Source organism: Synechococcus sp. MVIR-18-1, from assembly GCF_014279835.1.
Classification (GTDB): domain Bacteria; phylum Cyanobacteriota; class Cyanobacteriia; order PCC-6307; family Cyanobiaceae; genus Synechococcus_C.
Genome location: NZ_CP047942.1, coordinates 1651898 through 1674224, shown reverse-complemented (window position 1 = coordinate 1674224; position 22327 = coordinate 1651898). Strand labels below are relative to the sequence as shown.

The window sequence follows — 22327 nt, the reverse complement described above, 5'->3', positions numbered from 1 at the left end:
GGCCGGAATGGAGATTTTGGATTGGCTGCTGGTAGTGCCTCTGGGACTGCTTGCCGGGGGATTGGCCGGACTGCTGGGGATTGGAGGTGGTTTGATTTTTGCCCCTTTGTTGCTCTGGATGGGGTTAACCCCGCATCAGGCTCTGGCGACCAGCACCTTTGCCATTGTGCCAACGGCGCTCAGCGGCACGGCAGCGCACCTTCGCGCTCGAACTGTGCCTGCTCAGGCTGGATTGGCCATTGGTATCGCCGCTTTTGTGACGGCGTTGATCTTCAGTCGTTTGGGGCGCTTGGTTGCTGGCTGGCATTTGTTAGCGCTTCAAGCGCTTCTCTATCTGTTTTTGGCTTGCACGATTCAGTCACGCTCCAATGATTCGGGGTCAGATACGGATCAGACGTTTTCGTTGCCAGGACTGACCGCCGTGGGTGGCTTGGCAGGATTTGCCGGTGGAATGTTGGGCTTAGGCGGCGGCCTCGTGATGGTGCCCGTGATGGTGCGGGGGTTGGCCGTCCCGATTCGACTCGCGATCCGATTCAGCACGGTGGCAGTGGCCTGTTCCACCGCAGCGGCGTCTCTTCAGTTTCTTTCTGAAGGGAGAGGGCAACCCACGCTGGGCCTGATTCTGGGTGGAGTGGCTGCAGTGGGGGCGCAGTGGAGCGCATCGCGTTTGGATGACGTGAGGGCTGATCGGCTGGCCTGGATGCTGCGTGGGTTGGCCATCCTGTTGGCCTTTGATAGTGCTCGGAGAGCCTTTCAGCTTGCGCTCATCGGTTGAATTCGTTGATTGATGGGCAACGGTGAGGCAACCAGATCACCATCCACGGTGTGATCTCCATCAGCGTTGATCAAGGAGAGTCCAGAACGCTGCATCCACCTCATAGCCAATGGTGGCGGCCATTTGAAGCAAGTTCCCCCGCTGAGATTGAGGAAGGTGTTGTCCCAGGTGATCGAGCAGCATGAACCGGTGGGTGATCCAGATCTCCAGAGCCTGAGGGTCGAAGCGAATCCCTTCACTCGGACTGAAGTCGTGGGGAACCACCATCGCCACGTGTTGGATCAGGCTTCCGCCAGATCGTTCCAATACGAGAGGGAGCCAGGGGTGAACAGCATCTGCCCTTAGGGCCCAAAGACGGGGCTCCGGACATTCACTGAGCTCTCTGGGGTCATTGGCATCCCGTGGCCAGTTGTACTGGAGCTCTAACCCGGCTCCATCGCTGAGAAGGTCTGTGATCGAGCGCGCCATCCATGGGTTCAGCGCCTTGAGATCAAGCGTCTGAATGGCAACGGCATCGATAACAACGGGTTGCATTTGACTTTGGACATCCATGGGGGTGTGACAGGCCTTTGCGAATGATGGCTTGGAGAGGGGTTGAGGAGAAAGAATGGTGGGGCGTTATGAATCCGTCATGGTCAGTTCTATTACTCAAACTGAAATTTTCATCGCTTTGGTGGTGGCTGCCCATGCCGGAGTGTTGGCTGTGCGCCTTTGTGTGAGCTTGTATCGGGCGTGAAACTGACGTCGTGATTGAGCGACGGCCTCTTGCAGTCTTTGTCCGCTGCGTTAAAAGCGGACATGGCTAAGGCAGCTCCATCGCCAACACGACAACGACCCAGGTCATCTGATCGCTCCGCTAAGGAACCGGTTGATGCTGTGACCCGTGCTGCCCTGATTCAAAATCAGGGTGATCGCAGAGACATGCTGTGCAGCGGCCTTGCATTGGCTGTGAAAATCGGTCTGATTAGTCTTGGTGGCGTCAGTCTTGTCAGGCTTTCGATGGCTTACCAGGAGCGCTTAGACCGCCATGGAGAGCTTGCTGCTGTTGTGGCTGTGGAGACCAACAAGCTTCGTGGCTTACAGCAACGTTTTGATCGTTTGTTCACTCTCGGTGGAAGAGATCGCCTGATGGATGAACAGGATCAATGGATTGCTCCAAACCGTCTTCGCATTATTTGGCGCTGAGAACTTTTGGTTTTATGCGATGTCTTCGCAGCAACGCTTGAAAGGTCAAACTGGAATCAGATAAAGGCAGATCAAGATGGGAACACCCGGAACCGTTCTCATTACCGGAACCACGTCCGGTGTGGGCTTGAACGCCACGCGTGCTCTGGTCCAACAGGGGTGGACTGTGATTACGGCTAATCGCAACCCACAGCGAGCTGCTGGAGCTGCAGATGAGCTTGGTATTCCTAGTGATCGTCTTCAGCACATCCTCATGGATTTAGGGGATTTAGAGAGTGTCCGTCATGCGGTTGAGAGCCTTCCCGGCGGGGTGGATGCGCTGGTCTGTAACGCAGCGGTCTATGACCCCAAGTTGAAAGAGCCGAAGCGTTCGCCGCAGGGTTACGAACTGTCGATGGCCACGAACCATTTGGGCCATTTTTTGTTGATTCAGTTGCTTCTTGACCGGTTGAAGGCATCAAGCCATCCCTCAAAACGGATCGTCATTCTTGGCACTGTGACTGCTAATTCGAAGGAACTTGGAGGGAAAATTCCTATTCCAGCTCCGGCTGATCTAGGAGACCTTTCCGGTTTCGAAGCTGGCTTTAAAGATCCGGTCTCGATGGCGAGTGGACAGGTGTTTAAGCCAGGCAAGGCGTACAAAGACAGCAAGCTCTGCAACATGATCACCACCCAGGAACTGCATCGACGGATCCACGACGACACCGGGATTAGCTGTACGTCTCTGTACCCCGGTTGCGTGGCTGACACGCCTTTATTTAGAAACACCCCTAAGGCCTTTCAAGTCATTTTCCCTTGGTTTCAGAAAAAGATTACGGGTGGTTATGTCTCTCAGGCTCTGGCTGGTGAACGCGTCGCAATGGTGGTGGCGAACGCCGAGTTCAGCCAGTCAGGTGTGCATTGGAGTTGGGGAAATCGTCAAAAGAAAGATGGCAAACAGTTCAGTCAAGAACTGTCTGACAAGGCGACAAATCCAGATGTCGCCCGTCGGGTTTGGGAGCTTTCGATGAAACTCGTGGGCCTCTGATCAGTCGAAACCCAGAAGGTCGAAGATCTCCCTGTCTTTCAGGGAGACGGCTTCTAGGGGTTCAACATTGTGGAGCATGTTGTTGGCCAAGCGGATGTATTCCTCTTGAACAGCTTTCACTCCTTCCTCGTTTTCATCCATTTCAAAAATGGTGCATTTCTTCAGGCGTGAACGTCGAATAGCGTCCACATCCTGGAAATGAGCCATCGTACGCAGGCCCGTACGTTCATTGAATTTATCGATCTGGTCCGTACCAACGGAGCGATTGGCTATTACTCCTCCCAGGCGTACTTTGTAATTCTTCGCCTTGGCTTGGATCGCTTGCACGATTCGGTTCATCGCGAAGATGGAATCAAAATCGTTGGCGGTCACGATCAAGCAATAGTTCGCATGTTGAAGCGGTGCAGCGAAGCCTCCGCAGACCACGTCTCCCAGCACGTCAAAGATCACCACATCGGTGTCTTCAAGAAGATGGTGCTCTTTAAGCAACTTCACGGTTTGGCCGGTGACGTAGCCACCGCAACCGGTTCCTGCAGGCGGCCCTCCGCTCTCCACGCATTTCACGCCGTTGTATCCCGTGAACATGAAGTCTTCGGGGCGGAGCTCCTCGCTGTGAAAGTCCACCTCCTCGAGGATGTCAATCACCGTTGGCACCATTTTATGGGTGAGGGTGAAAGTGCTGTCGTGCTTGGGATCACAGCCAATCTGGAGCACGCGTTTTCCTAATTTTGAAAATGCGGCAGACAGGTTGGATGAGGTGGTGGATTTGCCAATGCCACCTTTGCCATAGACGGCAATGACAAGAGCTCCCTCTTCAATTTTTGTCCCTGGTTCCTGATGAACCTGAACACTGCCGTCACCATCCGCCGGACGGGTGAGAGTTGTGGTCATGCAGAGACCTGCTTCATGGATGTTGCTTTCATTTTTACTTCAGCAAGGTTGAACAGTCAGCTTTCAATTCGTGATCGAAACATCAGGACTGATGGTGTTGAAATACTGACGAGGATTGAGTGAATTGGCATGAAAATAGCTGGATCATTGAGTAAAAAGACTCAGCCGATCATGCCTTGTTGTGGGTAAGAAATTAAAGCCAGGAATGCTTTGTTTGGTGGTTAGGCGCTGAAGTGGGCTTTCGCGTCATAAAGCGTTTCGCTGTCGATTTGGTTTCGCCCATTGGATTTGGCAAATGTTTCGGTGTTTCGGCGTACTTTTCCCCGAACGAAGAAGGGAATCTTTTTCAGCTCGGCTTCTCCGTCCGCAGTCCAGACAAGCTCGTCCTTGAGAGTGCTGACCGCCGCCTCCGTTTCTGCAACAGCTCCAGAGCCTCCCGAATGGCCGAGGTGGCTTTGATGCCCATCCACGAACTCAAAATCGTGCCGGAACATGCCGATGAGATGTTCCTCTAAACCCATCATCAGCGGGTGCACCCAGCTGTCGAAGATCACGTTTGCTCCTTCCCAGCCCATTTGAGGACTGTTGCGGGCAGGCACGTCTTGAACATGCATCGGTGTACTGATCACTGCACAGGGGAGGCCCAGTCGTTTGGCGCTGTGCCGTTCCATTTGGGTGCCAAGCACCAGTTCTGGTGCAGCTGCGGCCATCGCTGCCTCAACAGCGAGGTAGTCATCACTGATTAGGGCCTCAAGACCCATCGCTTTTGCTGCCGCTCGCACGGGTCGAGCCATTTCTCTGCTGTAGGTGCCGAGGCCAACCACTTCAAAGCCAAGCTCGTCTTTGCAGATCCGTGCTGCTGCCAAGGCATGGGTTCCATCTCCAAAAATGAACACCCTTTTCCCTGTGAGGTAGGTGGAGTCGACGGATTCCGAGTACCAGGGCAGTCTGGACTGACGAATCCCCGCCTGGGGGGATGGTGGTGTCATCCCCAGCAAATTGTGAACTTCAACAAGGAAGTCTTGAGTTGCGCCGATCCCAATCGGCACGGTGCTGGTGAACGGGATTCCAAAACTGCGCTCAAGCCAAGCGCAGCTGGATTCCCCGACCTCTGGGTAGAGGCAGACATTGAGGTCGGCTTCTGGAAGGCGAAGTACATCTGCCACCGTGGCTCCCAACGGAGCGACCACTCCCACGTCGATGCCATGCATGCTCAGCAGCCGTTGAATCTCGAGGACATCGTCTCGACAGCGAAAGCCGAGCAGCGAAGGACCCAGCAGATTCACGCGGGGACGACGTCCCTGCTGCTGCCATGCCTTGGGGTCATGGGTGAGTTCAGCAGGAGCCTGATCTTTCAGCAGAGTCCGAATCAGTTGATAGAAGGTTTCTGCTGCACCCCAATTCTCTTTTTTGCTGTAGGCCGGCAGCTCCAGGTTCACGACCGGCATGCTCAATCCCATGCTGTTGGCCAAGGCGCCGGCTTGGTCCTGGATTAATTCTGCGGTGCAGCTTTCTCCAACGAGAAGGGCATCGGGTTGGAAGCGATCCACGGCCTCTCTGACGTGGCGCTTGACCAGTTCCGCGGTGTCACCGCCGAGATCTCTGGCTTGAAAGGTGGTGTAGGTGACGGGAGGCCGTTGATCTCGCCGCTCGATCATCGTGAACAGAAGATCGGCATAGGTGTCGCCCTGGGGCGCGTGCAGCACGTAATGGACACCTTCCATTGATGCCGCAATGCGCATGGCACCGACGTGAGGTGGTCCTTCGTATGTCCAGAGGGTGAGTTGCATGGCTTTAAGCGTGAACAGGGTCAGAGTCGATAGGGGCGCTACTGGGCGGGTTCAGCGCTTGGCGAATGAGTTCGCGTCGTCTGAGCGGGCGGGAGAACAACTCGGCCAGTTCTCCGGCCTGATCGATGCCATGAATGGGACTAAAGACCAATTCAATCGACCACTTTGTGGCGATTCCCTCCGCTTCGAGCGGATTGGCAAGCCCCATGCCGCAAACCACGAGATCGGGTTGAGTGGCACGGACGCGATCCAGTTGTTTCTCGACGTGCTGTCCCTCCATGACAGTGGTGCCCTCAGGGAGAAGCGCGAGCTCCTCAGCCATCTGCTCGCGGTTCAAGTAGGGAGTCCCTACTTCCACTAGTTCCATGCCGCACTCTCTTTGCAAGAAACGAGCGAGCGGAAGTTCGAGTTGAGATTCCGGCAGCAGAAAAATTCGTTTGCCGTTAAGGATGTCTCGATGCGGAGCAAGAGCGCTTTGGGCTCGAGCTACCAGAGGATCGAGCACGGAGGCGACTTGGTCAGCGTTGATTTGGAAGTCTTTCGCTGCGGCTTCCATCCAGCTGCGGCTTCCTTCCGCGCCCAAAGGGAAGGGAGCTGTCAGGACGCGAGCACCACGATCGCGCAACAAGCGCGCTGTTGTCGTGAGGTAAGGCTGCGTCAACAAGACCGTTGTCCCTGGTCCAACAGCGGGCAGTTCGGTGGACTGGCGTGGGGGCAAGCTGCAAACCGAGTCGATGCCAATTCGACCAAAGAGGTGAATGAGGCGATCTTCGACGGCATCGGCGAGCGTTCCGACCATCAACAGCTGGCGTTGATCTGTCGAGGGCAGGAGGGGAACTAAGGCTGAAAGTGCTCCGTCTTCTCCTTGGGTAAACGTTGTTTCAATGCCGCTTCCCGAATAATTCACGACCTGCACTCGGCCTCTCAACTCATCGTTGAGCCGTTCTGCTGCCCGCGCCAAATCCAGCTTGATCACTTCGCTGGGGCATGAACCAACCAAAAACAAGGTGCGGATCTCGGGCCTTCGCTCCAGCAGCTCACGAGCGACGCGATCCAGTTCGTCTTGAGCATCGGCGAGGCCTGCAAGGTCGCGTTCGCTCAGGATCGCTGTTCCAAAGCGAGGCTCAGCGAAAATCATCACGCCAGCAGCGCTTTGAATCAAATGGGCGCAGGTGCGTGAGCCCACCACCAAGAAAAATGCATCAGGCATCCTTCGGTGCAGCCAGACGATCGAGGTCAGACCACAGAACACCTCCCGTGGTCCTGTTTCCTTGAGCAGATTCACGCTCATCGCTTTTAAGCCAGGTTCCTATCCATCACGATGACGCCAGAATCACGTAGTGCTCAGACTTAACAAAATTCTTCGGGATCGGTGTTGATTTCCAGTTGGACCCGATTTGCTGGAGAAGACTAAATTTCGATGAAAATGACGCCAATATCCTGATGTTGTCTTTGCGAGCTTTGCCTGCTGTTTTGGCTCTGGGTTTGGCACTGGCGGCCTGTCAGTCGGTGGAAAAAAAGCAGTCGTAGATCAAGCCGAGGTGGTCTCAGACTCCGATCTCGTTTGCAAAGCAATCGCTGAGGTTGCTGGTGCGTCGCTAAAAAAAGCTCTCGCCACGCTTGATCAGGCTGAAACTGAACTCCAAACCGCTCAACTCAAGGAATATCGCGATCAGGTTGCGATTTACGAAACGTTTGTTGGTCAGATCAGACAGAACAAAACCATGACCCTCGAGGAAGCAGCTAAGCAACTGAAAGCAAAAGCTGCGCCTGTGATTGCTGCTCACGAGCAACTTGCCGAAACCACCGCTTGTCTTGAAGTTGAAGAGCTAACGGATTCAAGTGATGACCGTTCTCGGGATACGTCAAAGGATGACGGCCCCGAAAAGGCTGATTCCTAATCCTTGCAATCAACGGAGCTGTTCAAAGGCGACGACGGAAACGATCGTCGCCGAATCCACCTGTTGACTGAGATGAATCCATGCCGATCTGGGTGAGACGCCACACGTTTCTGCTCAATCGGCTCGCCCGTAGGCCTCCCCTTTCAACTTGTTCCGAACCAGGGCGGATGCCAAGCAATTGGGTCACTTCCGCCGTACTCAGTGGAGCCCCTGTCTTAATCGCAAGAGATGTCAGTTCGAGTCTCTGGCGCAGCTCAACAAGATTGGCAGCACCACCATCTTCAGCATCGCTCCAAATCCAACGACCTGGGCCTTCCTGATTGAGCTTTTGCATTAAGCCCATTCCGATCATTCCCAGCGCTTGCTCGGCGCTGAGCTCAGAACTCAAGGAGGTTGTTTCTGGGCTATGGGTTTGATTGGCTGCCATGCTGCACTCCCGATTTGCGCGGACGGTATCGGTTCCGTTGGCTGATGCAAGTCGCGAGACGAATTTTGTGAGCAACCTTCCGGTAACATCGCCGCAATGAATCGCTTCGCCAGCTTCGATGCCCGGGAGCGGCGAGTAGGCGGAAGCGCTCTCGTCACCGGAACTGAGGTACACACCTCGGCGAGTGGAGCAAGTTGTGTCGTCACGACCGACAGCGAATCCCCACGGTTGTTGAGACAAAACAGCCACGTGCAGTCCATTGAACTGCGCACATATGTCTTTCTAGATTCTCTTCAACCCCAACTCGCTGCCTATATGGGGACGGTGAGTCAGGGCTTTTTACCGATCCCAGGCGATGCCTGTTTATGGATGGAAGTTTCACCAGGGATGGCGGTGCATCGCGTTACTGATATTGCTCTCAAGGCCAGCAATGTTCGTCTTGGGCAGATGGTGGTGGAGCGTGCTTTTGGCTCCATGGCTCTTTATCACCGAGACCAAAGCACCGTGATTCATTCCGGTGATGTGGTTCTAGAGGCGATTGGTAGTTCCATCGACCGACGAACCCCCGCCGATGTCAGTTGGACCGAAGTGATTCGTGCCATCACCCCTGATCATGCCGTCCTCATTAATCGTCTGAACCGCAGGGGCTCGATGATCGAAGCCGGAATGAGCATGTTCATTCTCGAGACAGAGCCTGCTGGATATGTTCTGATTGCTGCGAATGAGGCTGAGAAGTCTTCGAACATCACCCTGGTGGATGTCAAAGCGGTTGGAGCGTTTGGTCGCCTTACGCTTGCGGGGAGAGAAGGTGATGTGGAAGAGGCTGCGGCAGCCGCCATGCGCGCGATTGAATCGATCAATCGAAATTGTTCGTCACGTTGATGGGTTAGCCCGCTGATCCTTACAAAGGATCAAGGTGGGGGTCAACGAATCCCTAGCTGCTGACGTAGGCGAGGAGCCATGTCTCTTGCTGCTTTTCCGCGGCTTCCCAGTCGACTGAGTTGGGCTGCCGTCATTTCGCCGTAGCTGCATCGTGTTTCGCGCAGCCAGAACAGTGACTCCAATCCACCACCTGAATAGGCAGGGCGTTGGAGGAGTTCTCCCCAGCACACTCCTTCAGAGCTTTCAATCGACGCCCCGTCAGGGGAACAAAGAACCATGGAGCTGCGAAATCGAGCACTGCGATAAGGCTGCTCAGCCATCGATCGAAGCAACTTGGATATTTTCTCGTTATCCGTGGGCGCGAGTCGTGCTGTGTAGAGGCCAGGCGCCCCATTAAGCGCATCAACCTCCAATCCAGAATCATCAGCAAGAGCCCAGTTTCCCGTTAGCTGTGCGGCCGCAGAAGCCTTGAGGAGAGCATTTTCGAGATAGGTGGTACCTGTCTCTTCAACGTCCAGCTCGGCAGGCTGTCTCAGCACATTGAGAGGGAGAGGCCCGAGCATCTCCTCTATTTCAGCAACTTTGTGTGGATTGCCACTGGCAATCGTCAGGTTGAGCACTGAAGGGGATCGAGTGAGTCCCATTGTGTGGGGTAAGGGTAAAAATATCGATCAGATTCGAAAATGAAGCTCAGCAGGGGTTGAACATTCCACTCCGCTTACGCGAAAGCTTTGCTTCGTGGGGAAAGTTATGGGGTCTTAGGGCCCTTGCCTACCGCTTGTGTTGGTGTGCTCACTCGAACCCGCACAGGGCTTCAGATCAGTCCAGGCAAGGCTGATCAGTATTGCTTATGAGGTTCAGCATGGACAATGATCTTGCAAAGCCCCCAAACCGCTTGACGAGTTGGCCTCTGGCAGACCAATGTCATCCCCGAACATTCCACCCCCCTTACTCGGTAGGCAATGGCTAACGAAACCATGGGTATCGCTCTCGGCATGATCGAGACACGCGGCCTGGTCCCAGCGATCGAAGCAGCTGATGCAATGACCAAGGCTGCTGAAGTGCGCCTGATTGGTCGTGAATTCGTCGGCGGTGGCTACGTCACAGTTTTGGTGCGTGGCGAAACAGGTGCTGTGAACGCAGCTGTGCGTGCAGGTGCAGACGCTTGCGAACGTGTTGGCGACGGCCTCGTGGCGGCGCACATCATTGCTCGCCCTCACCGCGAAGTTGAGCCAGCACTCGGCAACGGCAACTTCCTCGGACAGAAGGACTGAGATCAGCCGCTAACCCCTTGATGGGGTTGCGCCTCTCATTTCTCTTACCGACTTAACGGAATTAATCCATGAGCAAGAAGTACGACGCTGGCGTCAAGGAGTACAGGGACACTTACTGGACTCCCGATTACGTTCCCCTAGACACCGACCTGCTGGCCTGCTTTAAGTGCACCGGCCAAGAAGGTGTCCCCAAAGAAGAAGTTGCAGCTGCTGTTGCCGCTGAATCTTCAACTGGTACCTGGTCCACTGTGTGGTCCGAGCTCCTCACCGATCTCGACTTCTACAAAGGGCGTTGCTATCGCATCGAAGACGTTCCTGGTGACAAGGAAGCCTTCTATGCCTTCATCGCTTACCCCCTCGACTTGTTCGAAGAGGGTTCAATCACCAACGTTCTGACCTCTCTGGTCGGCAACGTGTTCGGATTCAAAGCTCTGCGCCACCTGCGTCTGGAAGACATTCGCTTCCCGATTGCCTTCATCAAGTGCTGCGCAGGCCCGCCAAACGGTATTGCCGTTGAGCGTGACCGGATGAACAAGTACGGCCGCCCTCTTCTGGGTTGCACCATCAAGCCAAAGCTTGGCTTGAGCGGTAAGAACTACGGCCGTGTTGTCTATGAGTGCCTTCGCGGCGGTCTGGACTTCACCAAAGACGACGAGAACATCAACTCTCAGCCTTTCCAGCGCTGGCAGAACCGCTTCGAATTCGTTGCGGAAGCCATCAAGATTGCTGAACAGGAAACGGGCGAGCGCAAGGGTCACTACCTCAACGTGACTGCTAACACTCCCGAAGAGATGTATGAGCGCGCTGAGTTCGCTAAAGAACTCAATCAGCCGATCATCATGCACGACTTCATCACTGGTGGCTTTACAGCCAACACTGGTTTGTCGAAGTGGTGCCGCGCCAACGGCATGTTGCTGCACATTCACCGTGCCATGCACGCTGTGATTGACCGTCACCCCAAGCACGGCATTCACTTCCGCGTTCTCGCTAAGTGTTTGCGCTTGTCAGGTGGTGACCAACTCCACACCGGCACCGTGGTCGGCAAGTTGGAAGGTGATCGTCAGACCACCCTCGGCTATATCGACCAACTCCGCGAATCCTTCGTTCCTGAAGATCGCAGCCGCGGCAACTTCTTCGATCAGGACTGGGGTTCCATGCCTGGTGTGTTCGCCGTTGCTTCCGGCGGTATCCACGTTTGGCACATGCCAGCACTGGTTGCCATCTTCGGAGACGACTCCGTCCTTCAGTTTGGTGGTGGTACCCACGGTCACCCCTGGGGCTCCGCAGCTGGTGCTGCTGCCAACCGTGTGGCCCTCGAGGCCTGCGTCAAGGCACGCAACGCGGGTCGTGAGATCGAGAAAGAAAGCCGCGACATCCTTATGGAAGCCGGTAAGCACAGCCCTGAGCTGGCCATCGCTCTCGAGACCTGGAAGGAGATCAAGTTTGAGTTCGACACCGTCGACAAGCACGACGTTCAGTGATCGGTGCAAGGGGTGACTTGTTCACCCCTTAACCGAACCTCGATATGACTCCGGCCGGAAATATTTGATCCGGCCAAAACATTTTTCTAAAGCGTGATCCCCATGCCTTTTCAGAGCACCGTGGGTGACTACCAAACAGTCGCCACCCTGGAGACATTCGGCTTCCTTCCGCCGATGACCCAGGACGAGATCTATGACCAGATCGCTTACATCATTGCCCAAGGTTGGAGCCCGCTCGTTGAGCACGTCCATCCTTCCAATTCCATGGCCACTTACTGGTCCTATTGGAAGCTCCCGTTCTTCGGTGAGAAGGATCTCAACGTTGTTGTGAGTGAACTCGAGGCTTGCCATCGTGCATACCCCGACCATCACGTTCGCATCGTTGGCTACGACGCCTACACCCAGGGCCAAGGTTCCTGCTTCGTGGTTTTCGAAGGACGCTGATCTTTCGGCTTCACGATTTCGAGCCCTGGCTTGATCAGGGCTCAACTTTTCCTGTAGGGACTTGCTCCCTTCAACTCACGACGACATTCTCGGGCGGACATGGCAAGACTTTCTAGTCGCGAACTAGCACTCGAGCGCCGTAAGGCCCTCACGACTGCTGGCAAAAAGGCATCCGTTGCTGTTTCAGCAGGTGCGAATCGCGTTCGGTCGGCCGACGATGCCCGTAAGACGCGCACCAACGCAGATCCAATTCCGGCAGCTCGTTCTCAAGCCGCAACCCCCGTCGCTACTCAGCGACCAAAACATCAATCACTGACCGCTTCTTCCAGTTCCCATCGTTCTCGGGTGAAACCTGTCAGTCACCCAAGTCGTGAGCTCGTGGTGGCTCGCAGAGAAGCCCTTTCACGTCGTGGGAAATCAGCAGATACCACTAAAGATAGAAATCGAGCTGAGGTCGCTCGCAAAACAGCGACAACAACATCCACAACAGCCCCCTCAGTCAGCCAGAAAGATTGTGGTTGTGGAGGTAGTGCTGCAGCTGAAACACCAACTCGTTTGAGTCGTCAGGCCGTATCTGTTGACCTCTCAACCAAGAGTTCCTCCCGCCGCAGCAAGGCTCCAAAGCGACGTGCCATCGATAATCCCAGCCGCGCTCTCGTGTTAGCCCGTCGTGAAGCGATGTCTAAACATGGGAAGACAGCCGGTAAACAACCCACAAGCGCTGCTGCGGTAGCCCGTCAGGCGAATCCTGATCTCACCAGCCGGGAGCTGGCTCAGCAAGTGCGTGAGCTGCGTGCGAAGTCCGGAGCTCGTAGCAAGCAAAGCGCCGGAGTCACACGTCCAACAGGCCCGAATCGCAACGGATCCAAGCAAGCCGCCTCCGCTGATGCTCACTGGAAGGTCGGTGAGTCAGAGACCACTGGAGGTCAGACCGTGACCGGTACTCAGGCGAATCGTTCTGTCAAGACGACGGGCAACGAAGCCAGCACATGTCGTTCGATTACTGGCACTGAATATCTCGGTGCTGAGGTGTTCCAGACCTTCTGTCAGAGCGCTCCAACACCAACGACCCCTGCCAAGGTTCGTGTGTCTGCCACCACCCATGGCAATCGGGTCACAGGTAATGAAGTTGGCCGCTCGGAGAAAGTGACTGGGGATGAGCCCGGCACCTGCAAAAGCGTGACAGGTACTGAATACATCTCGGCGAATCAAAGCGCTGCCTATTGCGGTGGCACGACCCCATCACCTCGGAAAGTTGGTCACAGCAAAAGCCAACAGGGCAGACCCATTAGTGGTGTCATGGTTGGCCAGTCCTCCAATGTCACTGGTAACGAGGCCGGTGCAAACCGCAGCCTGACGGGTGATCAATATCTCGGGTCTGATCCTTTGCCCGAAGGACGCCCAGCCACCAAGGTTGGTTTATCCGAAACTCTTTCTGGTACAGGTGTTACTGGCACTCTTGTTGGCCGGTCATCGGCGGTAACTGGTGATGAATTTGGTTCTTGCCACCGCGTCACTGGCAATCAGTACCTGAGTTCTGAACAGTTCTCTACTTTCTGTGGTTCCAAGCAAGAAGCAGAAGCTCCCAAAGTTGGTTTCAGCGTCACCAACCGCAACCTTGTAGTGAGTGGAACCCAAACTGGACGGTCGGAGCGTGTAACAGGAGACGAACCCGGTACGTGCAAAGCCGTGACGGGGACTCCCTACGCAGGTCTCGAGCAAGCCGGCAATTACTGCGGAAACTCAGCGGTTCAGGCGATCCGCGAACGGACTCCTGTCCGCCCCGGGACACCTTCCTCCCCAATGACAGGCCTGCAACCAGGCATTGGAGGGGTGATGACAGGCGGCGAACGCGGCGCTTGTGAAGCCGTAACAGGTACGCCTTATATCGGTGCTGATCAGCTCTCATCTGCTTGTGGTGCTGAGGCACCTCTAGGAACAGAGACGCATGGTCAATCGCCAGAAGGGTCGAGCTGGACTCGATTCAGCGTGGTTTCTCCTGCCCGGGCTGCGCAGCAACAGCGTGAGATCAGCAAAGGTGTTACCGGCACGGCTTACGAAGACAGCAGCCGCATAACAGGCCCTTTTGATTTGGCCGGTGGCAAAATCACCGGCACGGAACAATTCCGATTCGATAATCGCGAATTTCAGGAGCGTCACAGCCAAAGCAAAGGCCAGCGTCAATTTCAACCCACCACCCCTGAGGTTGAAGTCGCTGTGCAGGAACCAGCCTCCCGGGTCACCGGAGAAGGCTCTTCCACCAAAGTTACAGGTGACGACTGGGATCGGGGCGAGCATGTGACGGGTACGGAAGGCGTCTCCGCGCGTCGTCGTAATCCAAGCCGCTCCGGTGGGAGGGAAGCTATGCCTCCGTTCGAACGAAAGCGCAACGAGCAGTCTGAATGGCCTGAAAGTCGTGTGACGGGTTCCAGTGGCAGTACCTCAAAGGGTTCACTGATTACCGTCTCCGGCGGAGCGCGGGGCTGATCGCCTGATGGTCCGCTCTGTGCCCTCCCGCGGAGGGCGACCTCTGTCTCCCTCCGCACCTACACGACGTCAGCTGCAACAAGAGAGAGCTGAGTCTTCTGTTTCCTCTGAGCCCAAGCAAGCTGATTCCAATTCGCTTTCAGCCCGTGCTGCCTCCCTTGAAAGACGGAGAGCGCTGACAACATCGGGCAAGGCAGCTGTTTTGGCTCAAGGCACGCTAGGTGCCGGTCGCGTCAGGACAAGCCAAGACAGCAGGCGTTCGGTGCCGCAACAGCCCGGCTGGGTGCGTCGCGATCAAAAGACGTCAATTGCAATGTCGAGCAGTTCGAATCGCTCAAGGTCTAGCCGTCCAATATCCAACCGTCCAACATCCAACCGTCCAGGCTCCAAACGCCTGCATCCTTTAACCGATTCGGTTGCTAATGACCATTTACGGGCTTACGAGCTGGAAGTTAAAGGGCGCTTCGAAAGAATTGTTCCTGTTCTCCAAAAGATTTCAGCGCTTCAACATCACGCTGATTTTATCGATCAGGCACAGCTACTAGCCTGTCGTGAACTTGGTTTTGACCTGCCCAAGCACATTCTTGAGCGTGCTTGGGTACGTCCATTAGATATGAGAGCGCTTTATGCATGGTGCGTTTTTGAGTCGCACCGTGTTTTTAGTGATTGCTTTTTTCAGAACGATCCTCTCGCGGCCTCTTCAGGGAGTGAAGCGGCAAAGACGTTTGAGCGCTTCCTTCTTGATTGCGGTTTCCATCTCCTCGATGTGACACCTTGTGCGGATGGTCGGCTGGCTCATTCCATTGCTTACGCCTTACGGATTCCGTTCAGTTCAGTGCGTCGCCGGAGCCATGCCGGAGCCATGTTTGATGTTGAAAATACCGTCAACCGATGGGTCAAAACAGAACATCGGCGTTATCGCGAGTCCATCCCTAACGCTGTCAGCCAAGACACCCGTTATCTCAAGGTTGTGACCTATCACTTCAGCTCCTTGGATCCAAGCCATCAGGGCTGTGCTGCCCATGGAAGTGATGACAAATTGGCTGCCTCCGCTGGATATCAGCGACTGCTTGATTTCCGACAAGCTGTTGAAAATAGCTTTTGTTGTGGTGCTTCCGTTGATTTGTTATTGATTGGACTCGATACCGATACCGATGCAATCAGGGTTCATCCACCCGCAAGCGATAGTTCAACTCAGTTGGATCGTTGGGTGTCAGCTCAAGATCTGTATGAGGCAACGTCAACGATGTCTCCCGATCAAGCCTTGATTCAAATCGCTGAAGCTGTTGAATCTGGTGCTCCCGGGGCGATGGACTCGGGAATGGTGTCTTTATTGTCTCGCTTATTGGCCAATAATATTTCTCAAATTGATTATGTATCTGAGCTTCATGGTGGTCCCTATCCAGATGCTGGCCATGCGGAACGTTTTATTGGTGTAGGAATCGGTTTTAAAGAAGTTCATTTACGAAATCTCACTTATTTTGCCCACCTAGATACCGTCGAAGAAGGGGCTCCAGATTTGGACGTTGGCGTGAAAATTTTCAAAGGTTTAAATGTTTTGCATGATCTACCTATCCCCGTTGTAATCCGTTTTGATTACTCCAGTTCAGTACCGGGTGCGCGTGAACGAGCGATTTCAGATTGTCAGAGAGTGGATTCGGCTATTGCGAATCGATACCCAGATCTCGTTGGTGATGGTTTAATTCATACCTGTTTAACCATCCGAGATCGAAGTCAAACTTCTCCAGCAGAAGTTGTAGGGTCCACACTCGATCCAGATGTTCAGGAGGCTCACTGATCATGCTTATCGTCAAGGTTATTAAGCCACTGGTTTCTACCAATCGCATTCCTGATTTCGAACACAAGCACCTTCAGGTTGTTCTAGACGGCAGCACCCAAAAGGTTGCCGTTGATGCTGTTGGCGCGAAGCCAGGCGATTGGGTGATTTGTGTCAGTAGCTCTGCCGCTAGGGAAGCTGCAGGAAGTAAGTCGTATCCAAGCGATCTCACCATTGTTGGGATCATTGACCATTGGGATCCCGATCCACCGAAGCCATCGTCTCCATTGAAGGGGGCGAAGAGCTAGTGGAAATCATGCAGGTGATGGGGACTCTTGTCTGTACCTTCCGCGTCGGAGGTTTGGACCATATGCACCTGCGAATTCTGAAAAACAACAAGGGCAAACAACTCGTTGCTGTCGATCCTGTTGGCGCTCGAGAAGGCAATTGGGTTTTTACCGCTAGTGGTTCTGCCGCACGACATGCCTGTCCTGACAACACGGTGCTCACAGATCTCACCATCGGTGGAATCATCGACCACTGGATGCCAGATGGATAACTAATTCACGTTCTGCTCTCCGTCCCACCTCAACCCAATCCGTCCAATGGCCACCCCTTCACCCCGTCGTCGTTCCAGCGCCGACTCCGCCGCATCAACCCCAACGAATAAAGCCGCTACCCCCACTTCAGCCGCTGCGAAAGCCACCGTTGATGTGAAGCCTGTCGAGAGCGCTTCTGCTCCTGTAGCGAGCTCCCCTGCTCGCAGCACCTCCCGACGGACACCACCAAGTGGAGGCAGTGGAAAAGGGTCCTCCCTTCAGGCTTCTGCGAGCCCTTCTCCGAGACGTCCGTTTGGTATCGCCCTTGGCATGATTGAGACCAGAGGCATGGTGCCTGCCATTGAGGCAGCTGATGCAATGACGAAAGCTGCAGAGGTGCAGCTGATCAGTCGTGAATACGTCGGCGGTGGATACGTCACGGTGATGGTGCGTGGAGAGACCGGAGCGGTGAATGCTGCCGTGCGCGCAGGTGCTGATGCCTGTGAACGGGTTGGAGACGGCCTTGTTGCGGCACACATCATTGCTCGTCCTCACGATGAAGTGGAACCAGCTCTCTCATGTACGAACGTGACGCGGCGGATGTGAGCAATACGTCACCTCTGTTCAACTCCGTTTAGATTCCCGGCCCAACATTCCTCTTCAACGGCGCAACCGCCCCGTTTCTCTTGATTTCAGCTGCAACGCTGCCTCTGCAAACCGCCTGGTTGATCCCGCTCTATGGGTTCGCCGGGATGTTGGTTTCACTGCCTTGGGCTTTGGGGGTCTTTCGTCGTGATTCCCATCGCCCTGCGGCCTACCTCAACATCCTGCTCACATTGCTTGCTTTCATCCATGGAAGCCTTGTGCTGCGCGACGTTATGGCAGGTGGACCCACCCTTCTGACGTTTCCATGGCTCAACGTGGCTGATCTCAATCTTGAGATCAGCTTCAGCCTCTCTCTCACCAATGTGTCTGCTCTTGAGCTGATCACTGGTTTGAGTTTCTTCTCTCAGTTGTATTCCCTTGGCTATCTCGATAAGGAGTGGGCGTTAGCCAGGTTCTTTGCATTGCTGGGCTTCTTCGAGGGGGCGATGTCCGGGGTTGTTTTGAGCGACTCCTTGTTCCAGAGCTATTTCCTGCTGGAAATGCTCACGCTCTCGACCTACCTCTTGGTGGGGTTCTGGTACGCCCAACCCCTCGTGGTGACTGCAGCAAGGGATGCATTCCTCACCAAGCGCGTTGGTGATGTGATGCTCTTGATGGGGATGGTTGCCCTAGCAACGTGGTCGGGTGTCACCAGCTTTGACGACCTCTATGCCTGGTCTGCTGCAGACACAATCAGTCCACTTGCGGCAACATTGCTCGGGCTAGGCCTGATTGCTGGCCCAACGGGTAAGTGCGCCCAATTCCCAATGCATCTCTGGCTTGATGAAGCCATGGAAGGTCCTAACCCAGCCTCGATTCTTCGGAACTCTGTGGTTGTGACCTGCGGTGCTCTTGTTTTGCTGAAGGTGATGCCTCTGCTGCAGAACGCGCCCGTCACACTCGTTGTTCTCCAGGTGATTGGAACGATTAGTGCGATTGGGGGGTCTCTGGTCTCGATTGCTCAGGTGGATATCAAACGCACGCTGTCGTATTCCACAACTGCTTATCTCGGGCTTGTTTTCATCGCGATTTCTTTGCAGGTGCCCGTACTGGCCCTGCTGCTCCTGTTTGCCCATGCTGTCTCGAAGGCACTGCTTTCGATGAGTGTGGGTGGCGTGATTGCTTCCACGAATTGCCAGGACATCACTGAGCTTGGTGGCCTTGGCGGGAGAATGCCTGCCACAACTGGTTCTTATTTGGTGGGAAGTGCGGGGCTTGTGGGTCTTCTCCCCCTTGGGGGATTCCTTTGCCTGGCGCAAGCCGTTGAGTTAGTGGGAGCTCGCTCAGTGATTTTTGTACCAGTTTTCCTTCTCACCAATGCGCTAACCGCCCTCAATCTCACCAGGATTTACCGACAGGTTTTTCTTGGCCGCTCCCTAACAAAGACGCGTCGAGCGGCAGAGGTGAACTGGCAGATGGCCTTCCCGATGGTGTCTCTTGCCGTCATCGTTGTCTTAACTCCGCTGTTGTTGATTCGCCTGGAGTCTCTGGATGGTTTGCTTGCGTTCCCTCTGTGGGCTGCTGGTGTTGTGGTGGGGAGTGGTTTGATTGGCTTGTTGGTAGGAGCTTTCATCCCCCTCAACAAAGCCTGGTCTCGATCTCTCAATCCCGTGCTGCGTTGGATCCAGGACCTTCTTGAAAATGATTTTTATACAGAGAGGTTCTATCGCTTGACGATCGTTAATGTAGTGGCCTTATTCTCAAAGCTTGCTTATAGCTTCGATCGAAATGTTGTTGATGGAGTTCTCCATGGACTTGCTCGATTCTCACTTCAGAGTGCTGAAGGCTTGAAGTTGAGCATTAGTGGTCGAAGCCAAAGCTATCTTTTAACGGTCATCGCGGCGATCGTGTTGCTTTTGTCATCACTGAGCTGGTGGCTGAACTGAATTAATGATGATTCTTACCCTGCTACTTGTTATTCCTTTCCTCGGGGCTCTGTTGCTGTCCCTATGGCCTCAAGGATCAACGCCAGCTCAACTAAGACGTCTGACCCTGGTCATCCTTTCCGTTCAATGCCTTGCCAGTTTTGCGGTGCTGTTCTGGTTTGATCCGAGCAACCCTGGCTTGCAGCTTCAGGAGCAATTGCCGTGGCTTCCCAGTGTTGGGCTCGACTATTCCCTGGCGATCGATGGAATTTCCCTACCTTTAGTTTTGATGAATGCAGTGCTCTGTCTTGTGGCAGCTGTGGCATCGAGAAAGATTGAGAATCGTCCAAGAATTTATTTTGCGCTTTTATTAATCATCAGTGGCGCTGTCAATGGAGCCTTTTTAGCTCAAAATCTTTTGCTCTTTTTCTTGTTTTATGAGCTTGAACTCATCCCGCTTTGGCTCTTGATCGCGATCTGGGGTGGTGCCAATCGAGCCTATGCGTCCACGAAGTTTCTGATTGTTACTGCAGTTTCTGGGATCTTGATTTTGGGAGCATTCCTTGGGATTGCACTCGTCACTGGAAGCGTTGATTTTGGAATCCGACCGATCTTGTCGGGAGAGATGGGTCTCACCTCACAATTGTTGCTGATGGGGGCACTGTTGATCGGGTTTGGGATCAAGATCCCTCTCTTTCCATTTCACACCTGGCTTCCTGATGCTCACACTGAAGCGTCAACTCCAGTGTCGGTTCTTTTGGCAGGAGTTCTCCTCAAGCTCGGGACCTATGGGTTGTTGCGGTTTTGTCTGGGTCTCTTCCCTGAGGCTTGGGAGGTTGCAGCCCCCTGGTTGGCTCTCTGGGCAGCGATTTCTGTGCTGTATGGCTCCTTAGCTGCAATTGCTCAATCGGATATGAAGCGCATGGTGGCTTACAGCTCTGTGGGACATATGGGATACGTCTTGCTTGCTGCTGCCGCTGCAACGCCATTGGGTTTGATCGGTGCGCTCTTCCAAATGGTGAGCCACGGTTTGATTTCAGCGATCCTTTTTCTCGCTGTAGGTGTTGTTTATGAACGAACAGGCACAAGAGATCTGAATGTTCTTCGGGGACTCCTTAATCCTCAGCGTGGCTTACCCCTCACTGGAACCCTGATGATTGTGGGTGTGATGGCAAGTGCTGGAATCCCAGGCATGGCAGGTTTTATATCTGAATTCCTTGTTTTCAGAGGAAGTCTTCAGCCCTTTCCAATCGCCACTTTGCTTTGCATGGTGGGGTCAGGTTTGACAGCTGTGTATTTCTTGTTGCTTGTGAATCGAGCCTTCTTTGGACGCTTGGCTATTGCTGCAGGCCGAGTCTCTAATCCCACCATTCTTTCCGTTGTGCCGCTCCATGAGCAGCTTCCGGCGATTGCACTGTCCTTCATCGTGCTGCTCCTGGGTCTTGCTCCAGATCTTTTGGTTGGAATGAGTCAGGCGGCAACAACAGGTCTCAGCGAATTAGCGCTCTTACCCATCACAGGAGGACTTTCATGACTGCTTCCAAGATCACTGATGTCCCAACAATTCCCACCCTCCCTGATCGTGAAGAGCTGATTCGTCGCTTGCTTTCTGACCAACCTTTATTGGCTGATACGCCTGATCATCTTCTCCAGATTGTTAATGTTCTCGATAGCTACGGGATCGTTCTTGATGCCTACAGCCGCAACCTTGTGAATCAGGGCGAAACTCAGCTTTTGAATCCATTTCCAGTGATGCGATTCTTTCACGAGGGTTTCAGTGTTGAACGCTTATGGCAGCACCTTCGCGGTGATCGCATCAACTTTGAGTATGCCGAGTATTGCCAGAAAGCAATGTTTTGGCACGGTACTGGCGGAATGGATGCTTATTTCGATTCCGAGCCTTTTCTGGAGACCTGTCAGAAAATCATTGCTTTGCGAAGTCGCAGGGATCCATTGTTGGCATTGGTGCATCGGCTTTATCCAGGCTTTGCGCCTGAGGCCATTCGATCGATGGCCACCATTTATGCCCTTGGTCTGTTTTGGCGGGTGATGAGTGACCTCTTCCTTGACCTGTCTCGTAAATATCGCAATGGTGAAATTGTGTCTGTTAATGATGCTGTTCATCACATCAGAGATGGTTTAGTTGCTGCCGCTGGAGATCCGATGACTTACAAAGTCACGGTGGGGAATGAAGAGGTTTGGGTTCTACCACCAGAGGCAGGACTGACATTTTTGGTTGATGTGGCGGTGCCTTACGTGGAGGCTGTCTTTTTTAGGGGTATGCCCTTCCTTGGGACTGTGTCCTACAACGCTCAGGCGCGACAGATTTCAGCTGACATCGGCGATTTCAAGTACGGAGCCTTGTACGCAGATCCCATCCCGAGCATGGGAGCGGGGATTCCTCCAAGTTTGTGCATGCAAGACATGTACCGAAATCTTCCTGAGGAGCTCAGTGATTGGTACATGTCGCATGGCAGGGGCATGCATGATGTTCATGTTCAGATCTGCATCAGTTTTCAAAAATCGATGTTTTGTGTCACGAATGGTGCGATCTCAGGCACCATGCCTCATCCCCTTGATACGACAGATGCTGATCAGCAACAAGCCAATCGTGCTTACGCTGAATCATGGTCTGAGCGGTTGATGGGATGTCAGCGAGGAGCTCTTCTCTAATCAATATTATGTAAAGAGATCATCTGCTGTGAATACCCTAAAAGCATGGGATGCTGATTTTTAAATCTTACATTTCGTTGTACTCTCCGTATCAAAGAATGCAGTCATTGTGGAACATTTGCATGTATGTTCGCTTTTAAGTGGTTGATGATTGCTAAATAGCTGATTGCCATTTGATGAGAATTTATGATGATGCTGCATTTTTATCTAGATTTGATGAGTCTGCTCAGATCCTTGAAGATTGGATCAATCGCACAACATCAG

Annotated in this window: 23 protein-coding genes; 17 read left to right on the top strand and 6 right to left on the bottom strand. The window is 53.9% G+C overall.

The window, feature by feature from the left end:
• Positions 1 to 7: 7 nt before the first annotated feature.
• Entirely contained in the window at positions 8 to 775 is a 768-nt protein-coding gene (locus tag SynMVIR181_RS08995) for a sulfite exporter TauE/SafE family protein (protein WP_186589000.1), read from the top strand.
• A 60-nt stretch (positions 776 to 835) separates the two neighbouring features.
• Here SynMVIR181_RS08995 and SynMVIR181_RS08990 read toward each other — a convergent pair whose 3' ends face one another.
• Entirely contained in the window at positions 836 to 1327 is a 492-nt protein-coding gene (locus tag SynMVIR181_RS08990) for a CRR6 family NdhI maturation factor (protein WP_186588999.1), read from the bottom strand.
• Positions 1328 to 1406: 79 nt separating this feature from the next.
• On the opposite strand from SynMVIR181_RS08990, the gene psaM reads away from it, so the two are divergent.
• The 3 genes from psaM to SynMVIR181_RS08975 all read left to right on the top strand — a co-directional run bounded on the left by psaM (position 1407) and on the right by SynMVIR181_RS08975 (position 2987).
• A complete protein-coding gene (psaM, locus tag SynMVIR181_RS08985; RefSeq protein ID WP_071778033.1) occupies positions 1407 to 1511 on the top strand; it encodes a photosystem I reaction center subunit XII in 105 nt (34 codons plus the stop codon).
• A 14-nt stretch (positions 1512 to 1525) separates the two neighbouring features.
• Positions 1526 to 1960, top strand: a complete 435-nt coding sequence (locus SynMVIR181_RS08980) for a hypothetical protein (protein WP_370593840.1) — start codon at positions 1526 to 1528, stop codon at positions 1958 to 1960.
• Between the two features lie 76 nt (positions 1961 to 2036).
• The gene (locus SynMVIR181_RS08975; protein WP_186588998.1) at positions 2037 to 2987 is read left to right on the top strand and encodes a protochlorophyllide reductase; all 951 of its coding nucleotides are present in this window, start codon (positions 2037 to 2039) and stop codon (positions 2985 to 2987) included.
• Here the strand turns inward: SynMVIR181_RS08975 and bchL are convergent, their stop codons facing one another.
• From bchL to SynMVIR181_RS08960, 3 genes are all read right to left on the bottom strand, one after another.
• A complete protein-coding gene (bchL, locus tag SynMVIR181_RS08970; RefSeq protein WP_186588997.1) occupies positions 2988 to 3878 on the bottom strand; it encodes a ferredoxin:protochlorophyllide reductase (ATP-dependent) iron-sulfur ATP-binding protein in 891 nt (296 codons plus the stop codon).
• Positions 3879 to 4099: 221 nt separating this feature from the next.
• Complete coding sequence (locus SynMVIR181_RS08965) at positions 4100 to 5668, bottom strand: ferredoxin:protochlorophyllide reductase (ATP-dependent) subunit B (protein WP_186588996.1); 1569 nt, start codon at positions 5666 to 5668, stop codon at positions 4100 to 4102.
• A gap of 4 nt (positions 5669 to 5672) precedes the next feature.
• Positions 5673 to 6959, bottom strand: a complete 1287-nt coding sequence (locus tag SynMVIR181_RS08960) for a ferredoxin:protochlorophyllide reductase (ATP-dependent) subunit N (RefSeq protein WP_186588995.1) — start codon at positions 6957 to 6959, stop codon at positions 5673 to 5675.
• A gap of 250 nt (positions 6960 to 7209) precedes the next feature.
• Here SynMVIR181_RS08960 and SynMVIR181_RS08955 point away from each other — a divergent pair, with 250 nt between their 5' ends.
• A complete protein-coding gene (locus SynMVIR181_RS08955; RefSeq protein ID WP_255444230.1) occupies positions 7210 to 7569 on the top strand; it encodes a hypothetical protein in 360 nt (119 codons plus the stop codon).
• A gap of 22 nt (positions 7570 to 7591) precedes the next feature.
• On the opposite strand, the gene SynMVIR181_RS08950 is transcribed toward SynMVIR181_RS08955, so the two are convergent.
• Positions 7592 to 7996, bottom strand: coding sequence for a hypothetical protein (locus tag SynMVIR181_RS08950; protein WP_186523418.1), 405 nt, complete (start codon positions 7994 to 7996; stop codon positions 7592 to 7594).
• 96 nt (positions 7997 to 8092) lie between these two features.
• Between SynMVIR181_RS08950 and SynMVIR181_RS08945 the strand changes: the two genes are divergently transcribed.
• Positions 8093 to 8878 carry a BMC domain-containing protein gene (locus SynMVIR181_RS08945; RefSeq protein ID WP_115071553.1) on the top strand — a complete coding sequence of 262 codons (786 nt, stop codon included), beginning with the start codon at positions 8093 to 8095 and terminating at the stop codon, positions 8876 to 8878.
• Between the two features lie 41 nt (positions 8879 to 8919).
• On the opposite strand, the gene SynMVIR181_RS08940 is transcribed toward SynMVIR181_RS08945, so the two are convergent.
• Positions 8920 to 9522 carry a non-canonical purine NTP pyrophosphatase gene (locus SynMVIR181_RS08940; protein WP_186588994.1) on the bottom strand — a complete coding sequence of 201 codons (603 nt, stop codon included), beginning with the start codon at positions 9520 to 9522 and terminating at the stop codon, positions 8920 to 8922.
• A gap of 318 nt (positions 9523 to 9840) precedes the next feature.
• Here SynMVIR181_RS08940 and SynMVIR181_RS08935 point away from each other — a divergent pair, with 318 nt between their 5' ends.
• The 11 genes from SynMVIR181_RS08935 to SynMVIR181_RS08885 all read left to right on the top strand — a co-directional run bounded on the left by SynMVIR181_RS08935 (position 9841) and on the right by SynMVIR181_RS08885 (position 22063).
• Positions 9841 to 10152 (top strand): BMC domain-containing protein, encoded by a 312-nt coding sequence (locus SynMVIR181_RS08935; RefSeq protein WP_006169870.1) that lies wholly within the window; start codon positions 9841 to 9843, stop codon positions 10150 to 10152.
• Positions 10153 to 10220: 68 nt separating this feature from the next.
• Positions 10221 to 11633, top strand: coding sequence for a form I ribulose bisphosphate carboxylase large subunit (locus tag SynMVIR181_RS08930; protein WP_186588993.1), 1413 nt, complete (start codon positions 10221 to 10223; stop codon positions 11631 to 11633).
• Positions 11634 to 11735: 102 nt separating this feature from the next.
• Entirely contained in the window at positions 11736 to 12077 is a 342-nt protein-coding gene (locus tag SynMVIR181_RS08925) for a ribulose bisphosphate carboxylase small subunit (RefSeq protein WP_006853347.1), read from the top strand.
• A 99-nt stretch (positions 12078 to 12176) separates the two neighbouring features.
• Positions 12177 to 14564 carry a CsoS2 family carboxysome shell protein gene (locus tag SynMVIR181_RS08920; RefSeq protein WP_186588992.1) on the top strand — a complete coding sequence of 796 codons (2388 nt, stop codon included), beginning with the start codon at positions 12177 to 12179 and terminating at the stop codon, positions 14562 to 14564.
• A gap of 7 nt (positions 14565 to 14571) precedes the next feature.
• A complete protein-coding gene (locus SynMVIR181_RS08915) occupies positions 14572 to 16362 on the top strand; it encodes a carboxysome shell carbonic anhydrase (RefSeq protein WP_186588991.1) in 1791 nt (596 codons plus the stop codon).
• A gap of 2 nt (positions 16363 to 16364) precedes the next feature.
• Positions 16365 to 16649 (top strand): carboxysome peptide A, encoded by a 285-nt coding sequence (locus SynMVIR181_RS08910; protein WP_186588990.1) that lies wholly within the window; start codon positions 16365 to 16367, stop codon positions 16647 to 16649.
• Entirely contained in the window at positions 16649 to 16900 is a 252-nt protein-coding gene (locus SynMVIR181_RS08905) for a carboxysome peptide B (protein WP_115071559.1), read from the top strand. The genes SynMVIR181_RS08910 and SynMVIR181_RS08905 overlap by 1 nt, the downstream gene beginning before the upstream one ends.
• A gap of 46 nt (positions 16901 to 16946) precedes the next feature.
• On the top strand, positions 16947 to 17486 hold the full coding sequence (locus tag SynMVIR181_RS13420; protein ID WP_272158940.1) for a BMC domain-containing protein: 540 nt from the start codon (positions 16947 to 16949) through the stop codon (positions 17484 to 17486).
• A gap of 80 nt (positions 17487 to 17566) precedes the next feature.
• Positions 17567 to 19411: an NAD(P)H-quinone oxidoreductase subunit F gene (locus SynMVIR181_RS08895; RefSeq protein WP_186523411.1), complete on the top strand. Its 1845-nt coding sequence runs from the start codon at positions 17567 to 17569 to the stop codon at positions 19409 to 19411.
• Positions 19412 to 19418: 7 nt separating this feature from the next.
• Entirely contained in the window at positions 19419 to 20924 is a 1506-nt protein-coding gene (locus tag SynMVIR181_RS08890) for an NADH-quinone oxidoreductase subunit M (RefSeq protein ID WP_186590588.1), read from the top strand.
• On the top strand, positions 20921 to 22063 hold the full coding sequence (locus SynMVIR181_RS08885) for a CO2 hydration protein (RefSeq protein ID WP_186588989.1): 1143 nt from the start codon (positions 20921 to 20923) through the stop codon (positions 22061 to 22063). Before SynMVIR181_RS08890 ends, SynMVIR181_RS08885 begins: the two co-directional genes overlap by 4 nt.
• Positions 22064 to 22327: the final 264 nt, after the last annotated feature.